We start from the raw sequence: 17,250 nt of genomic DNA, 5'->3' as shown, positions 1-17,250 counted from the left end.
TGTCCGCTCACGGCTCCATCCTCCCCGACCCGGCGAGCCGCCCGCCCTCGGGCGGTGGACCGGGCGGGGCCCTGCCAGAATGAGCGGCGTGAGTGAGCAGACCCACCGTGAGCGGATCACCACCGACCACCCGGCGACCGAGCGCGTCAACCAGCCCGGGCGCGAGGAGGCGGTGGTCCGCCACGACGCCCACCCGATCGAGCACGAGCGCCCCGAGGACTGGGGCTGGCACGGCGAGACCGGCCGCGCCGGTCGCATCGCCTCGTGGATCGCGATCATCTTCCTGCTCGCCTACCTGATCGGGAACCACGAGGGCCGCATGGAGGACTACTGGCTCGTCGCCGTCGCGGCGCTCATGATCGCGCTCAAGGTCTACGACTTCTTCCGGCGGAAGAACGCCTGGCGCAGCCAGTGACCCCGACCGGCTGACCCGAGGCCCGCTCCCCTCACGGGGGCGGGCCTCTCGCGTTCGCCGGTCCTCACGCGATGCCCCGCCCATGCCGGGTTGAGGCGTCTGCGCTGGTCACAGCCCCCAAGGCCATAGCAACTCATGCCAGCCAAAGCCGTGATCTTGGGAGTTTCTCGATAGCAAGTAGCGGGGTCCCCGGGCCGATGTATCGGTAGGAATTGCCTATCAGGTCCGGGGAACTCGGGCCGCCGACGAACCGGAGCGCCCCGATGTCTCGCTCGCCCCTCACCCGCGCCGCCGCCGCGACCGGGCTCACCGTCGCCACCATGGCCGCCGGCATCCTCCTCGCGCCGACCGCCCTGGCGGGCACCGAGCTCCCCGCCCTCACGGTCACCCCCGCTCCGGTCAAGGCCGGGGCCACCTTCACCATCTCGGGCACCGGCTGCACCAGCCCCGACGACACCCCGCTGTCGGTCAGCGCCGGCGTCGGCTACGGCGAGATGGGCGACGGGGACACCGTGGACGTCAAGGCGGACGGCTCCTGGTCCGTGACGCTCACCGTCCCCGACGAGCTCCCGAACGGCAGCTACCCCGTGTCGGCCTGGTGCGAGACCTACAGCGACGACATCGAGTACCCCGACGCGACCCTGACGGTCGGGATCGCGGCCGCTGCGCCCGCTGCGCCCGCCGCGCCCGCCGCCCCCTCCACCGCCAGCGTGACCAAGGACGCCAAGGGCGTCGTCACGGTCACCGCCGCTCCCGGCCAGTCGCTGACCCCGACGGCCCCGGTCAAGGTCGGCGAGAAGCAGACCTGGCGGCTCACCGGCTACAAGCCCGGGGAGAAGGTGACCCTGGTGCTGCACTCCACCCCGCGCACGCTGGGCACCTTCACGGCCGACGCGCAGGGCGTCGTCGTCGTGTCCTTCACCGCCCCGAGCGGCGTGGGCGCCGGAGAGCACTCGCTCAAGGTCACCCGCGCCGACGGCACGGTCGTCAGCTACCCGGTCCGCATCGCCGCCGCCTCCGGCGGCTCGGGTGACCAGCTCGCCTACACCGGCGCTGACGTGAGCGTCCCGCTGATCGCCGGCGCGGGCCTCGTCGTGCTCGGCGGTGCCACCGTCTTCGCCTCCCGCCGTCGCAAGGCGACCGCGCAGGTCTGAGCGTGACCCCAGCACACCCGACGGACGCCGGCCAGGACACCCCTGGCCGGCGTCCGTCGCGTTCGCGGTCCGGGGTCCGGCTCGTCCTCGTCGCCACCCTCGTGGCCCTGGCCGTCCTCGGCGCCGGCGCCGCCCTGCTCACTGCCCGCGTCGACCGCCTGGCCCTCGACCTCCACCCCGGTCCCGGGCGCACGTGGCTCCTCGTGGGCCTGGACTCCCGCGCCGAGCTGCCCGCCGGTGCCACGACAGCCGAATTCGGCACACCCGAGCAGGTCCCCGGAGCTCGGGCGGACGTCGTCCTCGTCGTCCACGAGGAGCGGGGCCGGACGAGGACCCTCTCCGTTCCGCGGGACCTGCTCGTGGGGACGACCTGGCACCGCAGCCGGCTCGCCACGTCCTGGCTCGACGACCCGCAGGCCACCGTGGACGCGCTGTGCGACCTCGGCATCCCGACCGACCACGTCGTGACCGTGGACCTGGCCGGCTTCACCGCGGTCGTCGACGCAGCCGGCGGACTGGACCTCGACGTCCCGCAGCCCGTCCGCGACCCCGCCGCCGGACTGGAGCTCCCGCGATCGGGCCCCCAGCACGTCGACGGCCTGACCGCCCTGGCCCTGGTGCGCTCCCGGCACCCCGAGAACCTGGTCGGCGGGCAGTGGGTCCCGGCGCCGGTCGACCCGGACGGGCGAGCGTCGGCGGCCGGGACCGTGCTCACCGCCCTCCTCGGCGCCGTGCGCAGCGACGGCTGGCAACCCGGACGGCTCCACGAGGTCGCGTGGGCCGCGTCAGGAGCGCTGTCGGTCGACCGCGGCACCTCGGTTCCCGACCTGGCGTCGCTCGCCGGCACCGACCTGTCGGGCATCGAGGTGCTGCCGACCGGCGTGGAGGGCACGAGCGGGCTGCGGCGCCCACCCACCGAGGAGACGGCCGCCGCGCTCGCCGACGCCGGCCTCAGCTGCTCCCGCTGACGCTCGTCAGCCGGTCGCGACGCCGATCGCCGACCCGATCGCGTACGTGGCGCCCGCGGCGACCGCACCGAACAGCAGCTGCCGCAGCGCGGCGTACCACCACGGCCGGGGCGTGAAGCGCGACGACAGCGCACCCGCCAGCGCCAGCCCCACCCCGCCGCAGAGCAGCGCCACCCACAGCAGCGAGAAGCCCAGCAGGTAGGGCAGCAGCGGGATGACCGCGCCCGTGGCGAAGGTGAGGAACGAGGACACCGCCGCCGTCGACGGCGACGGCTTCTCCTCCGGGTTGAGGCCGATCTCGGCCACGACGTGCAGCCGCAGCGCGGTGTCGGGGTCGCGGTGCAGCTGGACGGCGACCTGCCGGGCGAGGTCCTCGTCCACCCCGCGCACCTGCAGCATCTGGACCAGCTCGGCGAGCTCACCGCGCGGGTTGCGCTCCATCTCGCGGCGCTCCTTGGCCACCTCGAGGTCGAGCTGCTCGTTCTGGGTCTTCACCGAGGTGTACTCGCCCAGCGCCATCGAGATCGCGCCGGCGACCAGGCTGGCCGCCCCGGCGAGCACGATCGCCCGCGGTGCCGCTCCGCCGCCGCCCACTCCCGCGACCAGGGCGGTGTTGGTGACCAGCCCGTCCATGGCCCCGAACACGGCGGCCCGCAGCCAGCCACCGGAGACGTCGGCGTGGCTGTGCTCGTGCGCCTCGGCCGCCGGCACGTCGCCGGCGGGGTTCACTCGTCCGCCTCGGCGCCCAGCTCCACCGGCGGCTCGAGGGACGGCGTCGGCACGGCCACGCTGGGGACGCCCAGAAGGACCCCGTCCTCCTCACCCCTCGCACGCTCGGGACGAGCCTCGGGACGGGGCCTCAGGTCGGCGGCGGCCAGCTGACCGCAGGCCCCGTCGATGTCCTGGCCGCGGGTGTCGCGGACCGTCGTCGGCACCCCGGCCGCGCGCAGCCGGGCCACGAACTCGCGCTGCGCCGGCAGGGGGCTGGCGTCCCACGGGCTGCCCGGCGTCGGGTTCAGCGGGATGAGGTTGACGTGCGCGCGGCGCCGGGCGAGCAGCCGGCCGAGCAGGTCGGCCCGCTCGGGCTGGTCGTTCACGTCGCGGATGAGCGCGTACTCCACCGAGTAGCGGCGGCCGGTGCGCTCGGCGTAGGCGTCGGCGGCGGCGACGACCTCGCCGACCTTCCACCGGGTGTTGATCGGCACGAGCGTGTCGCGCAGCTCGTCGTCGGGCGCGTGGAGGCTCACCGCGAGGGTGGCGTTGAGCCCCTCCTCGGTGAGCCGCCGGATCGCCGGGACCACCCCGACGGTGGAGACGGTGATCGACCGCTGCGAGAGGCCCAGGCCGTGCGGCGCGGGCGTCACGAGCGCGTCGAGGGTCTTGCGCACCCGCGCGTAGTTGGCCAGCGGCTCGCCCATGCCCATGAACACGACGTTGGACAGCCGCCCCGGCCCGCCGGGGATCTCGCCGTTCGCCATCGCCGCCGCGGCCGCCACCGCCTGGCCGATGATCTCCGCCGCCGACAGGTTGCGGGTCAGCCCGCCCTGGCCGGTCGCGCAGAAGGGGCAGGCCATGCCGCAGCCGGCCTGGCTGGAGATGCACACCGTGGCGCGGTCGGGGTAGCGCATGAGCACGCTCTCGACCAGGGCGCCGTCGTGCAGCCGCCACAGCGTCTTGCGGGTGCGCCCACCGTCGGCGGCCTGGTGGCGGACCGGCGTCAGCAGACCCGGCAGCAGGGCACCGGTGAGCGTCTCCCGGACGGCGGCCGGCAGGTCGGTCATCTGCGCCGGGTCGGTGACCCCACGGTAGAAGTGCCGGGCCAGCTGGTCGGCGCGGAAGGCCGGCTGACCGAGCTCGGCGACCGCCGCGCGGGCCTCGTCGCGGGTGAGGTCGGCGAGGTGGCGCGGCGGCTTGCCCCGGCGGGGGGCGTCGAAGACGAGCGGCAGGGCAGTCATGGCGCAGTCCATGCTCCCACTAGCGTCGGTCCGGTGACCGAGGCCGAGAGGGAACTCACCCCGCTCGACACCGTCGGCGTGGGGCCGTGGGAGGGCCCGTGGCCCGAGGACCCGCGGTACGACCCCGAGCTGCTGGCCGCCGGGGACCGGCGCAACGTCGTCGACCGGTACCGCTACTGGACCGTCGAGGCCATCGTCGGCGACCTGGACACCCGCCGGCACCCCTTCCACGTCGCCATCGAGAACTGGCGGCACGACCTCAACATCGGCACGGTCGTCCGGACCGCCAACGCGTTCCTCGCCGAGGCCGTGCACGTCGTGGGACGACGGCGCTGGAACCGCCGCGGGGCGATGGTCACCGACCGCTATCAGCACGTGCGCCACCACCCCGACGTCGACGCGCTCGCCGCCTGGGCGCGGGCGGAGGGGCTGCCGCTGCTCGCCGTCGACAACCTGCCCGGTGCCCGGCCGCTGGAGACCGAGCCCCTCCCCCGCGCCTGCGTCCTGCTCTTCGGGCAGGAGGGCAGCGGGCTGTCGGAGCCGGCGCGGAACGCGGCCGACGGCGTGCTGTCCATCGCCCAGTTCGGCTCCACCCGCTCCATCAACGCCGGGGTCGCGGCCGGCATCGCGATGCACGCCTGGGTGCGCCAGCACGCGACGACACCGCCGGGCGGTGCTGTGCGCTGACGTCCGGTGGGTCGGGGCGGAGCTGCTCCTCGCGCCGGGCGGACCGGCTCCTGCCAGGCTGCACGCATGAGCCGTCTGTCCGAGGTCGACCTCAGCGTCCGGCTGTCGAAGTCCGACGCCAAGAAGCAGCTGGCCGAGGCGCAGCGCCGGCTGGTGCACCTGCGACTGCTGCTCGGCGGGCAGATCAGCGGCGGTGAGCTCGGGCCGCCGCTGTGCGTGCTGTTCGAGGGCTGGGACGCCTCCGGCAAGGGCGGGGCGATCAAGCGGCTGGTCGACGAGCTCGACCCCCGGCACGTGCGGGTCGCGCAGTTCGCCGCCCCCACCCACGACGAGAAGCGGCACCACTTCCTCTGGCGGTTCTGGCCGGTGCTCCCCGGCTGGGGCGGCATGGCCGTGCTGGACCGCACCTGGTACGGCCGGGTCCTGGTCGAGCGGGTGGAGGGGTTCGCCGCCGAGGACGCCTGGCAGCGGGCCTACCAGGAGATCGTGGACATGGAGACCACGCTGGCCGCCGAGGGCATGATCCTGGTCAAGTTCTGGCTGCACGTCTCCCCCGAGGAGCAGCTGCGCCGCTTCGAGTCCCGCCGTGCCGACCCGTACCGGGCCTGGAAGCTCACCGACGAGGACTGGCGCAACCGCGACAAGCGCACCGCCTACGAGGCCGCCGTCGAGGAGATGCTCGAGCGCACCGACCACGAGGGCGGGCGGTGGCACGTGATCGCCGGGGACGACAAGCGCTCGGCCCGCGTCGCCGTCGTCCGCACCGTGTGCGAGGCGATCGAGGGGGCGCTGGCCGCGGCCGGCATCGACCCCGACCCCCCGCTGCCGGGGGCGTGACCGCTCAGGCGGGGGCGAACCAGGCCAGCAGCAGGTAGGCCACCGCGGCGGAGGGCAGCAGCGAGTCCAGCCGGTCCATGATGCCGCCGTGACCGGGCAGCAGGTTGCCCATGTCCTTGATCCCGAGGTCCCGCTTGATCAGCGACTCCCCCAGGTCACCGGCGGTGGCGGTGACCGCCAGGGCGGCGCCGAAGGCGACCCCGCCCCACCACGGCCCGTCGAGGGCGAGGGTGACGATCGGGGTCGCGACGAGCACGCAGGCCACGACCGAGCCGGCCATGCCCTCCCAGGACTTCTTGGGGCTCACCGACGGCGCCATGGGGTGCCGCCCGGCCAGTACCCCTGCGGCGAAGCCGCCCACGTCGTTGCCGACGACGGTGGCGATGAACAACAGGACCCGGGCGACGCCGTCGTCGGGCACCAGCAGCAGCACGGCGAACCCGGCCAGCAACGGCACGTAGAGGACGACGAGGACACCGGCCGAGGCGTCGCGCAGGTACCCCTCGGGGCCGTCCCCGAGCCGCCACAGCAGGACGGCGAGCACGGTCAGGAGGAAGCCCACGACGAGGCCCGAGGTGCCGCGGGTCCAGGCCAGCGTCAGCATCGCCACCGCGCCGACCAGCACCGGCGGGAGGGGCGCGCGGGCACTCCCCGCCTCGAGGGCACGGGTGAGCTCGACGATCCCGACCAGGATCGCGGCCACGAGGACGATCAGGAACGCCGGGCGGTAGACCAGCAGCGAGGCCACGATGACCGCGCCGAGCCCCAGGCCGACGCCGATGGCGGCGACCATGTCCCGCCCGGCCCGGCCGGCCTTCCTGGCCCCGGGCACGAGCGTGGGCCCGATCGACTCGGTGGTGGACACGGGGACCGGCGCCTCCACCGTCGCCGGCTCCCCCACCGGGAGCTCCGTCGTCCGGAGTTCGGCCGGACGGGCCGGGGGAGGCGGTGGCGGCGCGGGACGTCGTCCGACGAGGGGGATCGGCCCGGTGTCGGGATCGGGTGCCATGGGTCTGGTGCCGGGTCGCTCAGACCTCGAGGAGCTCGGTCTCCTTGTTCTTCACCGCGTCGTCGATGCCGTGGGTGTGCTTGGCGGTCAGGTCGTCGAGCTCCTTCTCCGCCCGGCGGACGTCGTCCTCCCCCGCCTCGCCGTCCTTGGCGATGCGGTCCAGCTCCTCCTTGGCCCGGCGCCGGATGTTGCGGATCGCGACCTTGGCGTCCTCGCCCTTGGACCGTGCCTGCTTCACCAGGTCGCGGCGGCGCTCCTCGGTCAGCTGCGGGAAGATCACGCGGATGATCTGGCCGTCGTTGGTCGGGTTGACCCCGAGGTCGCTGTCCCGGATGGCCTTCTCGATCGCCGACAGCTGGCCGGTGTCGTAGGGCTTGATCACCGCCATGCGGGCCTCGGGCACGGTGATCGACGACATCTGCGGAACCGGGGTGGGAGCGCCGTAGTAGTCGACGAGGACCTTGTTGAACATCGACGGGGCCGCCCGGCCGGTGCGCACCGAGCCGAGGTCCTCCCGCGCGACCGACAGGGCCTTGTCCATCCGCTCCTCGGCGTCGAGCAGGGTGTCGTCGATCACGGGTCTCTCCTCCTGGGGCGGCGGAGCTGCTCCGCCGCGGGTGTCGCGGGTCTGCGGGCTGCGCCCGGTCAGGCCGGGTCGCTGATCAGCGTCCCGATCCTCTCACCTGCCACGGCGCGGGCGATGTTGCCGTCGCGCAGCAGGTTGAACACCACGATCGGCATGCGGTTGTCCATGCACAGGCTGATCGCGGTGGCGTCGGCGACCTTGAGCTGCTTGGCGAGGACGGTGGCGTAGTCCAGGTCCTCGTACATGACGGCGTCCGGGTGGTGCCGCGGATCGGCGTCGTAGACGCCGTCGACCCCGTTCTTGCCCATGAGCAGGACCTGGCACTCGATCTCCAGCGCCCGCTGGGCGGCGACGGTGTCGGTGGAGAAGTAGGGCATGCCGGCGCCCGCGCCGAAGATGACCAGCCGGCCCTTCTCCAGGTGCCGGATGGCCTTGCGCGGGATGTAGGGCTCGGCGACCTGGCCCATGGTGATCGCCGACTGCACGCGGGTCTCGAGGCCCGCTTTCTCGCAGAAGTCCTGCAGGGCCAGGCAGTTCATGACCGTGCCCAGCATGCCCATGTAGTCGGCCTTGGTGCGGTCCATGCCGGCCTGGGACAGCTCCGCGCCGCGGAAGAAGTTGCCACCTCCCATGACGACGGCGACCTGCGCGCCCTTGCCGACCACCTCGGCCAGCTGGGTGGCGATGCCCTGGACGATGCCGGCGTCGACGCCGACCTTGCCGCCGCCGAAGGTCTCCCCCGACAGCTTGATCAGGACCCGCTTGTAGCCGGCCCGGTCAGCGGGCTGGAAGGCGGTCGGCGCGGAGAGGGGCACGGCGCCCGGCGCGGCGGTCTCGGTCAACGGTTCTCCACTCGCTCGGCGTTCGACTGATCCTGCCGCATCGCGCTGCGGCCGGTCCCCGCGGGCCGCGAGGTACCCATGCCCGCCCCGGACAGACCACTGGCCCCGTCCCACGAGTGGGACGGGGCCAGTGACGGCCACCTTGCAGGGCCCCGCCGCGAGCGTGCGAGCGGTGGGGGGCAAGGGGGTCCTTCTTCAGTTCTTCAGGCCTGGCCGACCTCGAAGCGGGCGAACCGCTCGACGGTCAGGCCGGCCTCGTCGACGATCTGCTTGACCGTGCGCTTGGGCTCGGTGATCGACGGCTGCTCGAGCAGGACGAAGTCCTTGTAGTAGGCGTTGACCCGACCCTCGACGATCTTGACGATGGCCTGCTCGGGCTTGCCCTCCTCCTTCGCCGTCTGCTCGGCGACGCGGCGCTCGGTCTCGACGGCCTCGGCCGGGACCTCCTCGCGGCTGAGGTAGCGCGGGCGGGCCGCGGCGATGTGCATCGCCAGGCTGCGCGCGGCGTCCTCGCTGCCACCGCTGTACTGCACGGCGACACCGATGGCCGGGGGCAGGTCGGTGGCCCGCTTGTGCAGGTAGGTGGCCGTGGTGCCCTCGAAGACGGCGAAGCGGCTGAGCACCAGCTTCTCCCCGATGCGGGCGGACTCGCTCTCGACCAGCGCGGCGACGGTCTGCCCGTCGACCTCGGTGGCCAGCAACGCCTCGACGTCGGCCGGCTTCTCCGCCAGCACGATGTCGAGCAGGCGCTCGGCGAGCTTGACGAAGTCGGCGTTCTTGGCGACGAAGTCGGTCTCGCAGTCGAGCTCGAGCAGCGCGCCGTCCTTGTTGACGACGACGCCGTTGGTCGTGGAGCGCTCGAGGCGCTTGCCGACGTCCTTGGCGCCCTTGATGCGCAGCAGCTCGACGGCCTTGTCGTAGTCGCCGTCGGCCTCGGTGAGGGCCTTCTTGCAGTCCATCATCCCGGCGCCGGTCGCGTCGCGGAGACGCTTGACGTCGGCAGCGGTGAAGCCAGCCATGTCACTTCCCTGTGTGTCTGGTGGGTGGAGTGCTGAGTCGGGTTCCCGGACGGTGGAGTCCGGACGCGCCTCGGCGCCGTCCCCGTGGACGGGGACGGCGCCGGCGCGGATCAGCCGTTCTGGGCGCCCTGGGTGCCCGTCTCGGTGTCACCGGTGGCGGGCACGCCCTCGACCGGGGCGACCTCGTCCGCGGTGACCGTGGGCGGGGCGACCGGGGTCTCGGGCAGCGGGGTCGCCTCGGCGGCGGGCGCCTCGGCCGCGGGAGCCTCGGTGGCGGGAGCCGCAGCGGCGTCGCCGCCGGTCAGCAGCTCGCGCTCCCAGTCGGCCAGCGGCTCGTCGCCGCCGATGGCCGGCGCCGCGCCGTCCTCACGGCCGGCGTTGGCCTGCGCGGCCGAGCGGGCCATCAGACCCTCGGCGACGGCGTCGGCGATCACGCGGGTCAGCAGGGCGGCGCTGCGGATGGCGTCGTCGTTGCCCGGGATCTTGTAGTCGACCTCGTCCGGGTCGCAGTTGGTGTCGAGGATCGCGACGACCGGGATGTTGAGCTTGCGGGCCTCGCCGACGGCGATGTGCTCCTTCTTGGTGTCCACGATCCAGACGGCGCTGGGCACCTTCTGCATGTCGCGGATACCGCCGAGGCTGCGCTCCAGCTTGCCCTTCTCGCGGCTGAGGGTCAGCTGCTCCTTCTTGGACAGGCTGACCAGCACGCCGGTCTGCTCCATGTCCTCGAGCTCCTTGAGCCGCTGCAGACGCTTGTGCACGGTCTGGAAGTTCGTGAGCATGCCGCCCAGCCAGCGCTGGTTGACGTAGGGCATGCCGACCCGCTGCGCCTGCTCGGCGATGACCTCCTGCGCCTGGCGCTTGGTGCCGACGAACAGGATCGAGCCGCCGTGCGCCACGGTCTGCTTGACGAACTCGTAGGCGTTGTCGATGTACCCGAGCGTCTGCTGCAGGTCGATGATGTAGATGCCGTTGCGCTCGGTGAAGATGAAGCGCTTCATCTTCGGGTTCCACCGACGGGTCTGGTGCCCGAAGTGGACGCCGCTGTCGAGCAGCTGCTTCATGCTGACGACTGCCATGGTCGCCCTTCTGTCGCGCGCGGCCGCTCGGCGGCCGCGCTCCTCGGTTGTCGCGGGCACCGGGTGGTGCACCGCCCTGGCGTCCGAGGCGCCACACCACCCCGCGAGGAGCTCCCGCGGGGACCGAGGTGGCGACTGACCCGCCGGACCGGCGGGACTGAGGACGCGCGAAGTCGACCCGTCCAGGACGGATCGCACCCGACAGCATACGCCGTGCCCTACGGCGGCTCCCCCAGCGGCCGCGGTCGTCCACAGGCCCCTGCACTCGAGCCCGGCACCGCGCCGCGGACGACAGGCTCGGCGGCGTGCGTCCCCTGGTCCTGCTCGTGCTGACCGCCGTCTGGCTGCTCGCCCCGGCGACGGCGGTGGCCGAGCCGGCTACGGCGGTCGCCGCCCCCGCCCCGCCGGTCGGCACCCCGCTGTGGGTGCGGCCGGTCGAGGGCCCGGTCACCCGGCCGTTCGACCCCCCGCCGGGCCCCTACTCGGCCGGGCACCGGGGCGTGGACCTGGCGGCGGCGCCGGGCTCCCCCGTGCTGGCCGCCGGGGACGGTGTGGTGGCCTTCGCCGGGATGGTGGCCGGCCGGCCGGTGGTGAGCATCGAGCACGCCGGTGGGCTGCGGACGACGTACGAGCCGGTCGACGCGGTCGTGGGCGCGGGCCAGGCGGTCGCGCGGGGCTCCCCGATCGGCACGCTGGCCGCCGGGCACGGGGGCTGCCCGGCCGACGCCTGTCTGCACTGGGGGCTGCGCCGCGGGGAGACCTACCTGGACCCGCTGTCCCTCCTCCGCCCGCCTGAGGTGCGGCTCCTGCCGATGGGCTGAGCCGGCGGCCGGTCACGCCGGTGGATCGGTGGCGCGCGCTCGCTCCGCCGCGCGGACGACCAGCCCGACCGCCGCGGCCAGCCCCCGACGCGCCGCCGGCCCGGTGCTCGGCACGCAGAGCCGGCGGGTGGGGTCGTACGCGGTGCCGATCACGCCGGCGTGGTCGGTGTCGACCAGGGTCAGCTCGCACGCGACCCCCGCGGCGGCGCAGCGGTCCCGGAACTCCTCGGCGCGGTCCGGCCGGACGACGGTGTCCGCCGTCCCGTGCAGCAGGGAGAGACGGGGCACCCGCTGTCCCTGGCGCCCGAGCTCCGCGGCAGGACTGCGGCCGGTGAGGGGTGACCGCTCGTCGGTGTCGGCGGCGAGGCCCACGACCACGGCGCCTCCCCCGAGCGACGCGAGGGCCACGGACAGGGCCGCCGTGCCGCCGAGGGACCACCCGACGACCACCAGCGGGGCACCGGCCCGGTCCGCGATGCCGCGGGCGACTCTCAGCGAGGAGCGCAGGGCGTCGGCGCCGCGGTCGGGGGCGCCCACGTCCCAGTCGGGCACGACCGTCCGGACCGCCCGGTGCGCGCACGCGGCGGCCAGCGACGCGAGCACCCGGCTCTCGTGGGCACCGCGGCCGTGCCACAGCAGCGCGACCGCGTCCGGGCGCGGCTCCGGCTGGACGGGGTCCCCCGGAGGCGGCCTCCCGCTCAGGCGATGTCGGCGAGCTTGGTGCGCAGGTGCAGCACGGCCTTGGTGTGCAGCTGGCAGATCCGGCTCTCGGTGACCCCGAGCACGCGGCCGATGTCGGCGAGGGTGAGGCCCTCGAAGTAGTAGAGGCTCACCACGACCTTCTCCCGCTCGGGCAGCTGCTCGACGGCCCGGGCCAGCAGCTGGCGCGCCTCCCCGTGCTCGGCCATCGCCTGCGGGTCCAGGGCCCTGGTGTCCTGCAGCGTGTCCACCAGGCGCGGCGCGCCGCCCTCGTCGTCGGACAGCAGCTCGTCCAGGGCCACGACGTTGACCAGCGAGAGCTGACCGAGGAACTTGCGGACCTCCTCGACGTCCATGTCCATCTCGGCGGCCACCTCCTCCTCGGTGGGGCTGCGCTGCAGGCGGCTCTCGAGATCGGCGACGGTGCGCTGGAACTGGCGGGCCCGCATCCGCACCGACCGCGGGATCCAGTCGGTGCTGCGCAGCTCGTCGATGATCGCGCCGCGGATGCGGGCCATCGCGTAGCTCTCGAACTTGACCTCGCGGGAGGGCTGGTAGCGGGTGATCGCGTCGATCAGCCCGAAGGTGCCGTAGGAGACCAGGTCGGCCTGCTCGACGTGCGCGGGCAGGCCGCTGCCGACCCGGCCGGCGACGTACTTGACCAGCGGCGCGTAGTGGAGGATCAGCCGGTCCCGGAGCGCCGGGTCCCGGTCCTCGACGTAGGTCGCCCACAGCGCGGCCAGCGCGGCATCGGCGTCGGCCTCGTCGAGCCGGTGGATGGTGGCCTCGGGCACGGTCGGTACTCCCGGTCGTCGGAGGCCTGCCGTGGAAGGCCTCGGGGTCGGCTGGGCGGCGGTGGGCGACTCCATCGCGCGCAGCACCACTGTCTCAGACACGAGCGGCACTCCTCTCAGGCGCGCGGGTGCGCCTGGGCGTGGACCGCCCGCAGCCGCTCCACGGTCACGTGGGTGTAGATCTGCGTCGTCGCCAGGCTGGCGTGGCCCAGCAGCTCCTGGACCGAGCGCAGGTCCGCGCCGCCCTCGAGCACGTGCGTCGCCGCCGTGTGGCGCAGGCCGTGCGGGCCGATGTCGGGCGCGCCGGGCGTGTCGGCCACGGCGGCGTGCACGGTGCGGCGGACCTCGCGCGGGTCGAGGCGGCCGCCGCGGGAGCCGAGCAGGAGCGCCGGACCGGACCGGTCGGTGGCCAGGGCCGGTCGGCCGCGGGTCAGCCACGCGTCCAGCGCCCGCTCGGCCGGGGCGCCGTAGGGGACGCTGCGCTCCTTGCGGCCCTTGCCGAGCACCCGCAGCAGCCGGCGCCCGCGGTCGACGTCGTCGACGTCCAGCCCGACCAGCTCGCTGACGCGGATGCCGCTGGCGTACAGCAGCTCGAGGACGACCGCGTCCCGCAGTCCCACCGGCTCCTCGGCACCGGCCGCGGACTCGACGAGGGCGCGCGCCTGGTCGGGGGCCAGCACGTCGGGCAGCGTGCGCCGGGCCTTGGGGCTGACCAGGCGCAGGCCGACGTCCTCGGGCGTGAGGCCGGCGCGGCGCAGCCAGGCGGTGAGGGACCGGGCCGCGGCCGCACGGCGAGCGGTCGTCGCCCGCTCGGCGCCGCGGGTCCGGCCCTGCGCCAGCCAGCTGCGCAGCGTGGCCAGGTCCAGGTCGTCGGCCCGGGTGCCGCCGCGCCGGACCAGGTGGTCCAGCAGCCAGACGGCGTCGGTGACGTACCCGCGGACGGTGTGCTCGGAGAGGTCCCGCTGCGTGCGCAGGTGCTCCTCGTACCCGGCCAGCGCCTCCGCCAGTGGCAGGGGCAGGGCCGCACGGGCGTCGGCGGTCCGGGCGGTCACCCGGGAACGGTCCGACGGCACCCGCCGGAGGTCAAGGCGCCGCGCCGCCGCCGGAACCGCCCTGGTCCGCGGCCGTCCGGCCCGGTTCCCGCCGGTCACCTGCCCCGCTCCGTCTCCGGCCGCCTCAGCCGCCAGCCGCTGCCGGTGTGCTCCACCAGGTCGGCCAGCTCCAGGGCGGGCAGCACCCGCAGCACGTCGAGCACGTCGCAGGCGGCGATCGCGGCCAGCCGCTCCGGGCTCACCCCGGCGCGGACGGGGCAGGCGTCGAGCACCCGGCAGGCGACGTCGGACAGCCCGTCCCGCGGCTCGGACGCGCGCTCGGGACCGTCGGCCAGGTCCTCCCCCAGCCGGCCGACCTCCTGGACGACGTGGGCGGCGCTGGCCACGAGGACGGCACCGAGCTCGGCGTCCCGCAGCAGCTCGTGACAGCCGACCGACATCGCCGAGGTGACCGGGCCCGGCACGACCATCACCTGCCGCCCCAGCTTCTGCGCCCGGCGGGCGGTCGCCAGGGCGCCGGACCGGGCGGCCGCCTCGACGACGACGGTGCCGCGGGTCAGCCCGGCGATCAGCCGGTTGCGGACGAGGAAGCGGTGCTTGTGCGGCGCGGCTCCGGGCGGCCACTCGCTGACCAGGAGCCCCTCCTCCGCGAGGCGGTGGAACAGCGCGCCGTGCGCCGCCGGGTAGGGCCGGTCGACGCCGCAGGCGAGCACGGCGACGGTCGACCCTCCGGCCGCCAGCGCGCCCCGGTGGGCGGCGGCGTCGATCCCGAAGGCACCGCCGGACACCACGGTCCAGCCGCGCTCCCCCAGCTGGTGCCCGAGCTCGCCGGCCACGTGCTCCCCGTAGGCGGTCGAGGCCCGGGCTCCGACGATCGCGACCGAGCGCTCGGCCACCTCGTCGAGCCGGCTCGGCCCCCGGACCCACAGCGCCAGCGGGGGCACGGGGGCGGTCGTCCGCGGCGACTGGCGGCGCGGGTCGTCGGGCTCGGCACTGGCGGCGACGGTCAGGCCGTGCAGCAGCAGAGCGGGCCACTCGTCGTCCTCCGGCACGACGAGCCGGGCTCCGCAGCGCTGCGCGCGCAGCAGGTCGGCCCGCGAGGCGTCCTGCTCGGCGCGGGCGCCCACCAGCGCCCGGACGGCGTCGGGCGCGCGGCCGGCGCGGATCCGGCGCACGGCCTCGACCGGCCCGGCGTCCTCGACGAACCGCCAGAAGGAGACGCTCCCCGGTTCCGCCGCGCGGCTGAGCCAGGCCCGCGCCCTCCGGACCGCCGGAGAGGGGCCGGCCCCGTCCGCGAGTCCCTGCTCCAGGTCCTCGTCGAGGCTCCGGGCGGTCATGCCGCGACCCGCTGCAGGCGCATGCCGAGGGCCTCGGCGACGTCGTCGGCCGCGGGCAGGGGCCGGCCGGCGAGGTCGGCCAGCGTCCAGGCGACGCGCAGCACGCGGTCGTAGCCGCGCACCGACAGGACACCCCGCTCCAGCGCCCGCTCGACCAGCCGCAGCGCCGGTCGCGGCGGCGACCACCGGTCGCGGAGCAGCCGGCCGGGCACCTCGCTGTTCACGGCGCAGCCGCTGCCGCGCAGCCGGTCGGCCGCGGTGTCCCGGGCGGCCTGCACCCGCTGGGCGACCACGGCGGTCGGTTCCACGACCGCGCCGGCCTCGAGCCACGCGGCGCGCGTCACCGCCGGGAGGTCGACCCGCAGGTCGATCCGGTCGAGCAGGGGTCCCGAGAGCCGGGACTGGTAGCGCCGCCGCTCCAGCGGGCTGCACGTGCAGGCGGCGTCGCCCGCCGCGCTCGCGCACGGGCAGGGGTTGGCGGCCAGCACGAGCTGGGCGCGGCACGGGAAGGTGGCCGCCCCGCTGGCGCGCGAGATGGTCACCTGTCCGCGTTCCAGCGGCTGGCGGAGGGTGTCGAGCACCGCCCGTGGGAACTCCGGGGCCTCGTCGAGGAAGAGCACGCCGCGGTGCGCGCGGCACAGTGCCCCGGGGCGGATGAGGCCGGACCCACCGCCGACGAGGGCCGCCATGGTGGCGGAGTGGTGCGGGGCCTCGAACGTCGGGCGGGTCACCAGCGGCGCCCCCGGCGGCAGCGTCCCCGCCACGGAGTGGATGGCGGTGACCTCGAGGGCCGCCTGCTCGTCGAGCGCCGGCAGCAGGCCGGGCAGCCGCTCCGCCAGCATCGTCTTGCCGGCGCCGGGCGGCCCGGTCAGGAACAGGTGGTGCCCGCCGGCCGCCGCCACCTCGACGGCCCGGCGGCCGATCGGCTGGCCGACCACGTCGCCGAGGTCCGGTCCCGGTGGCGCCGGTGGCAGCGGGCTGCGGGTGTGCCGGGGCAGCGCCCGTTCCCCCCGGAGGTGCGCGACGAGATCGCCGAGGGTGCCCGCCGCCAGGACCTCGACGCCGTCGACGAGGGCGGCCTCCTCGCCGTTGCCGGCCGGCACGACCACCGTCGGGTGGCCCGCCCGGCTCGCGGCCAGGACCGCGGGCAGGGCGCCGCGGACCGCCCGCACCGAGCCGTCGAGGCCCAGCTCCCCGATGAGCACGAGCCGACCGACCGACTCCGGTGGCACCGCCCCGTCGGCGGCCAGCACGGCCGCGGCGAGGGCGAGGTCGAAGCCGCTCCCCTGCTTGGGCATGGCGGCCGGGGACAGGCCGATGGTGATCCGCCGCAGCGGCCACCTCCCGCCGGCGTTGACGACCGCGGCCCGCACCCGGTCGACCGACTGTCGCACCACCGCGTCGGGCAGCCCGACCAGCACGACCCCGGGGACGCCGGCGGACAGGTCCACCTCGACGTCCACCAGCGCGCCGTGCACCCCGGCCAGCCCCACCGACCAGGTCCGCGCCAGCGTCACGAGAACGCTCCCCGCAGGTGCGTGACCAGCGCCGGGCCGTGCGGCCGCACGAGAACGCCCACGACGTCGAACCGGAGGTCGGGCGCGTGCTCGTCGTGGGCGGCCAGCCAGCGCTGGGCGAGCGTCCGCAGCCGGCGCTGCTTGGCGTGGCCGACGGCCTCCACCGGGTGGCCGAAGCCGACGGCGCGGCGGGTCTTCACCTCGCAGAAGACGAGGGCGTCCCCCTCCCGGGCGACGATGTCGAGCTCGCCGTCGCGACAGCGCCAGTTCCGGTCGAGGACCCGCAGGCCCGCGTCGGTGAGGTAGGCGGCGGCGATGCGCTCGCCGCGGGGGCCGAGGTCCGGTGTCGTGGGCACCCGCCGACCGTCGCCCGGCCGCCGAGGCGCCCGCCAGGCCCGCAGCGGGTCTGTGGACGGCGGGGGCGCCTGTGGACGCGGGGCCGCCCCCCGACGCCGGGCCGGTGCACGCTGCCCGGCATG

The 17,250-nt window shown here is 75.3% G+C and carries 19 protein-coding genes; 6 read left to right on the top strand and 13 right to left on the bottom strand.

Annotated features, from left to right (window positions below; translation table 11 throughout):
- The first annotated feature begins 88 nt into the window (after positions 1–88).
- The 3 genes from PGN05_RS05840 (at position 89) to PGN05_RS05830 (ending at position 2,537) form a co-directional block, all read left to right on the top strand.
- Positions 89–415, top strand: a complete 327-nt coding sequence (locus PGN05_RS05840; protein ID WP_419751586.1) for a DUF2631 domain-containing protein — start codon at positions 89–91, stop codon at positions 413–415.
- A 263-nt stretch (positions 416–678) separates the two neighbouring features.
- The gene (locus tag PGN05_RS05835; protein ID WP_419751585.1) at positions 679–1,569 is read left to right on the top strand and encodes an LPXTG cell wall anchor domain-containing protein; all 891 of its coding nucleotides are present in this window, start codon (positions 679–681) and stop codon (positions 1,567–1,569) included.
- Positions 1,570–1,571: 2 nt separating this feature from the next.
- Entirely contained in the window at positions 1,572–2,537 is a 966-nt protein-coding gene (locus PGN05_RS05830; protein ID WP_419751584.1) for an LCP family protein, read from the top strand.
- 6 nt (positions 2,538–2,543) lie between these two features.
- On the opposite strand, the gene PGN05_RS05825 is transcribed toward PGN05_RS05830, so the two are convergent.
- Positions 2,544–3,266: a VIT1/CCC1 transporter family protein gene (locus tag PGN05_RS05825; RefSeq protein WP_419751583.1), complete on the bottom strand. Its 723-nt coding sequence runs from the start codon at positions 3,264–3,266 to the stop codon at positions 2,544–2,546.
- The gene (rlmN, locus tag PGN05_RS05820; protein WP_419751582.1) at positions 3,263–4,492 is read right to left on the bottom strand and encodes a 23S rRNA (adenine(2503)-C(2))-methyltransferase RlmN; all 1,230 of its coding nucleotides are present in this window, start codon (positions 4,490–4,492) and stop codon (positions 3,263–3,265) included. The genes PGN05_RS05825 and rlmN overlap by 4 nt, the downstream gene beginning before the upstream one ends.
- A gap of 33 nt (positions 4,493–4,525) precedes the next feature.
- Here rlmN and PGN05_RS05815 point away from each other — a divergent pair, with 33 nt between their 5' ends.
- Positions 4,526–5,179, top strand: a complete 654-nt coding sequence (locus tag PGN05_RS05815; RefSeq protein ID WP_419751581.1) for a TrmH family RNA methyltransferase — start codon at positions 4,526–4,528, stop codon at positions 5,177–5,179.
- A gap of 66 nt (positions 5,180–5,245) precedes the next feature.
- The gene (locus PGN05_RS05810; protein ID WP_419751580.1) at positions 5,246–6,016 is read left to right on the top strand and encodes a polyphosphate kinase 2 family protein; all 771 of its coding nucleotides are present in this window, start codon (positions 5,246–5,248) and stop codon (positions 6,014–6,016) included.
- Between the two features lie 4 nt (positions 6,017–6,020).
- Here the strand turns inward: PGN05_RS05810 and PGN05_RS05805 are convergent, their stop codons facing one another.
- The 5 genes from PGN05_RS05805 to rpsB all read right to left on the bottom strand — a co-directional run bounded on the left by PGN05_RS05805 (position 6,021) and on the right by rpsB (position 10,551).
- Complete coding sequence (locus PGN05_RS05805; protein ID WP_419751579.1) at positions 6,021–6,881, bottom strand: phosphatidate cytidylyltransferase; 861 nt, start codon at positions 6,879–6,881, stop codon at positions 6,021–6,023.
- A gap of 163 nt (positions 6,882–7,044) precedes the next feature.
- Complete coding sequence (gene frr / locus PGN05_RS05800) at positions 7,045–7,602, bottom strand: ribosome recycling factor (RefSeq protein WP_419751578.1); 558 nt, start codon at positions 7,600–7,602, stop codon at positions 7,045–7,047.
- Between the two features lie 68 nt (positions 7,603–7,670).
- Entirely contained in the window at positions 7,671–8,426 is a 756-nt protein-coding gene (pyrH, locus tag PGN05_RS05795) for a UMP kinase (RefSeq protein ID WP_419751612.1), read from the bottom strand.
- Positions 8,427–8,656: 230 nt separating this feature from the next.
- Positions 8,657–9,472, bottom strand: coding sequence for a translation elongation factor Ts (gene tsf, locus PGN05_RS05790; protein ID WP_419751577.1), 816 nt, complete (start codon positions 9,470–9,472; stop codon positions 8,657–8,659).
- Positions 9,473–9,582: 110 nt separating this feature from the next.
- Entirely contained in the window at positions 9,583–10,551 is a 969-nt protein-coding gene (rpsB, locus tag PGN05_RS05785) for a 30S ribosomal protein S2 (protein ID WP_419751576.1), read from the bottom strand.
- Positions 10,552–10,856: 305 nt separating this feature from the next.
- Between rpsB and PGN05_RS05780 the strand changes: the two genes are divergently transcribed.
- A complete protein-coding gene (locus PGN05_RS05780; RefSeq protein WP_419751575.1) occupies positions 10,857–11,372 on the top strand; it encodes a M23 family metallopeptidase in 516 nt (171 codons plus the stop codon).
- 12 nt (positions 11,373–11,384) lie between these two features.
- Here PGN05_RS05780 and PGN05_RS05775 read toward each other — a convergent pair whose 3' ends face one another.
- The 6 genes from PGN05_RS05775 to PGN05_RS05750 form a co-directional block, all read right to left on the bottom strand.
- Entirely contained in the window at positions 11,385–11,975 is a 591-nt protein-coding gene (locus tag PGN05_RS05775) for a hypothetical protein (RefSeq protein ID WP_419751574.1), read from the bottom strand.
- Between the two features lie 95 nt (positions 11,976–12,070).
- Entirely contained in the window at positions 12,071–12,865 is a 795-nt protein-coding gene (whiG, locus tag PGN05_RS05770) for an RNA polymerase sigma factor WhiG (RefSeq protein ID WP_419751573.1), read from the bottom strand.
- A gap of 116 nt (positions 12,866–12,981) precedes the next feature.
- Positions 12,982–13,917 (bottom strand): tyrosine recombinase XerC, encoded by a 936-nt coding sequence (locus tag PGN05_RS05765; protein ID WP_419751572.1) that lies wholly within the window; start codon positions 13,915–13,917, stop codon positions 12,982–12,984.
- A gap of 95 nt (positions 13,918–14,012) precedes the next feature.
- A complete protein-coding gene (gene dprA, locus PGN05_RS05760) occupies positions 14,013–15,254 on the bottom strand; it encodes a DNA-processing protein DprA (protein WP_419751571.1) in 1,242 nt (413 codons plus the stop codon).
- The gene (locus PGN05_RS05755) at positions 15,251–16,771 is read right to left on the bottom strand and encodes a YifB family Mg chelatase-like AAA ATPase (RefSeq protein ID WP_419751570.1); all 1,521 of its coding nucleotides are present in this window, start codon (positions 16,769–16,771) and stop codon (positions 15,251–15,253) included. Before PGN05_RS05755 ends, dprA begins: the two co-directional genes overlap by 4 nt.
- Complete coding sequence (locus PGN05_RS05750) at positions 16,768–17,127, bottom strand: YraN family protein (protein ID WP_419751569.1); 360 nt, start codon at positions 17,125–17,127, stop codon at positions 16,768–16,770. The genes PGN05_RS05755 and PGN05_RS05750 overlap by 4 nt, the downstream gene beginning before the upstream one ends.
- Positions 17,128–17,250 lie beyond the last annotated feature (123 nt).

The sequence above is a fragment of the Geodermatophilus sp. CPCC 206100 genome (assembly GCF_048569675.1).
In the GTDB taxonomy this organism is placed as follows: Bacteria; Actinomycetota; Actinomycetes; order Mycobacteriales; family Geodermatophilaceae; genus Geodermatophilus.
This window is presented reverse-complemented; position numbering and strand designations above follow the sequence as displayed.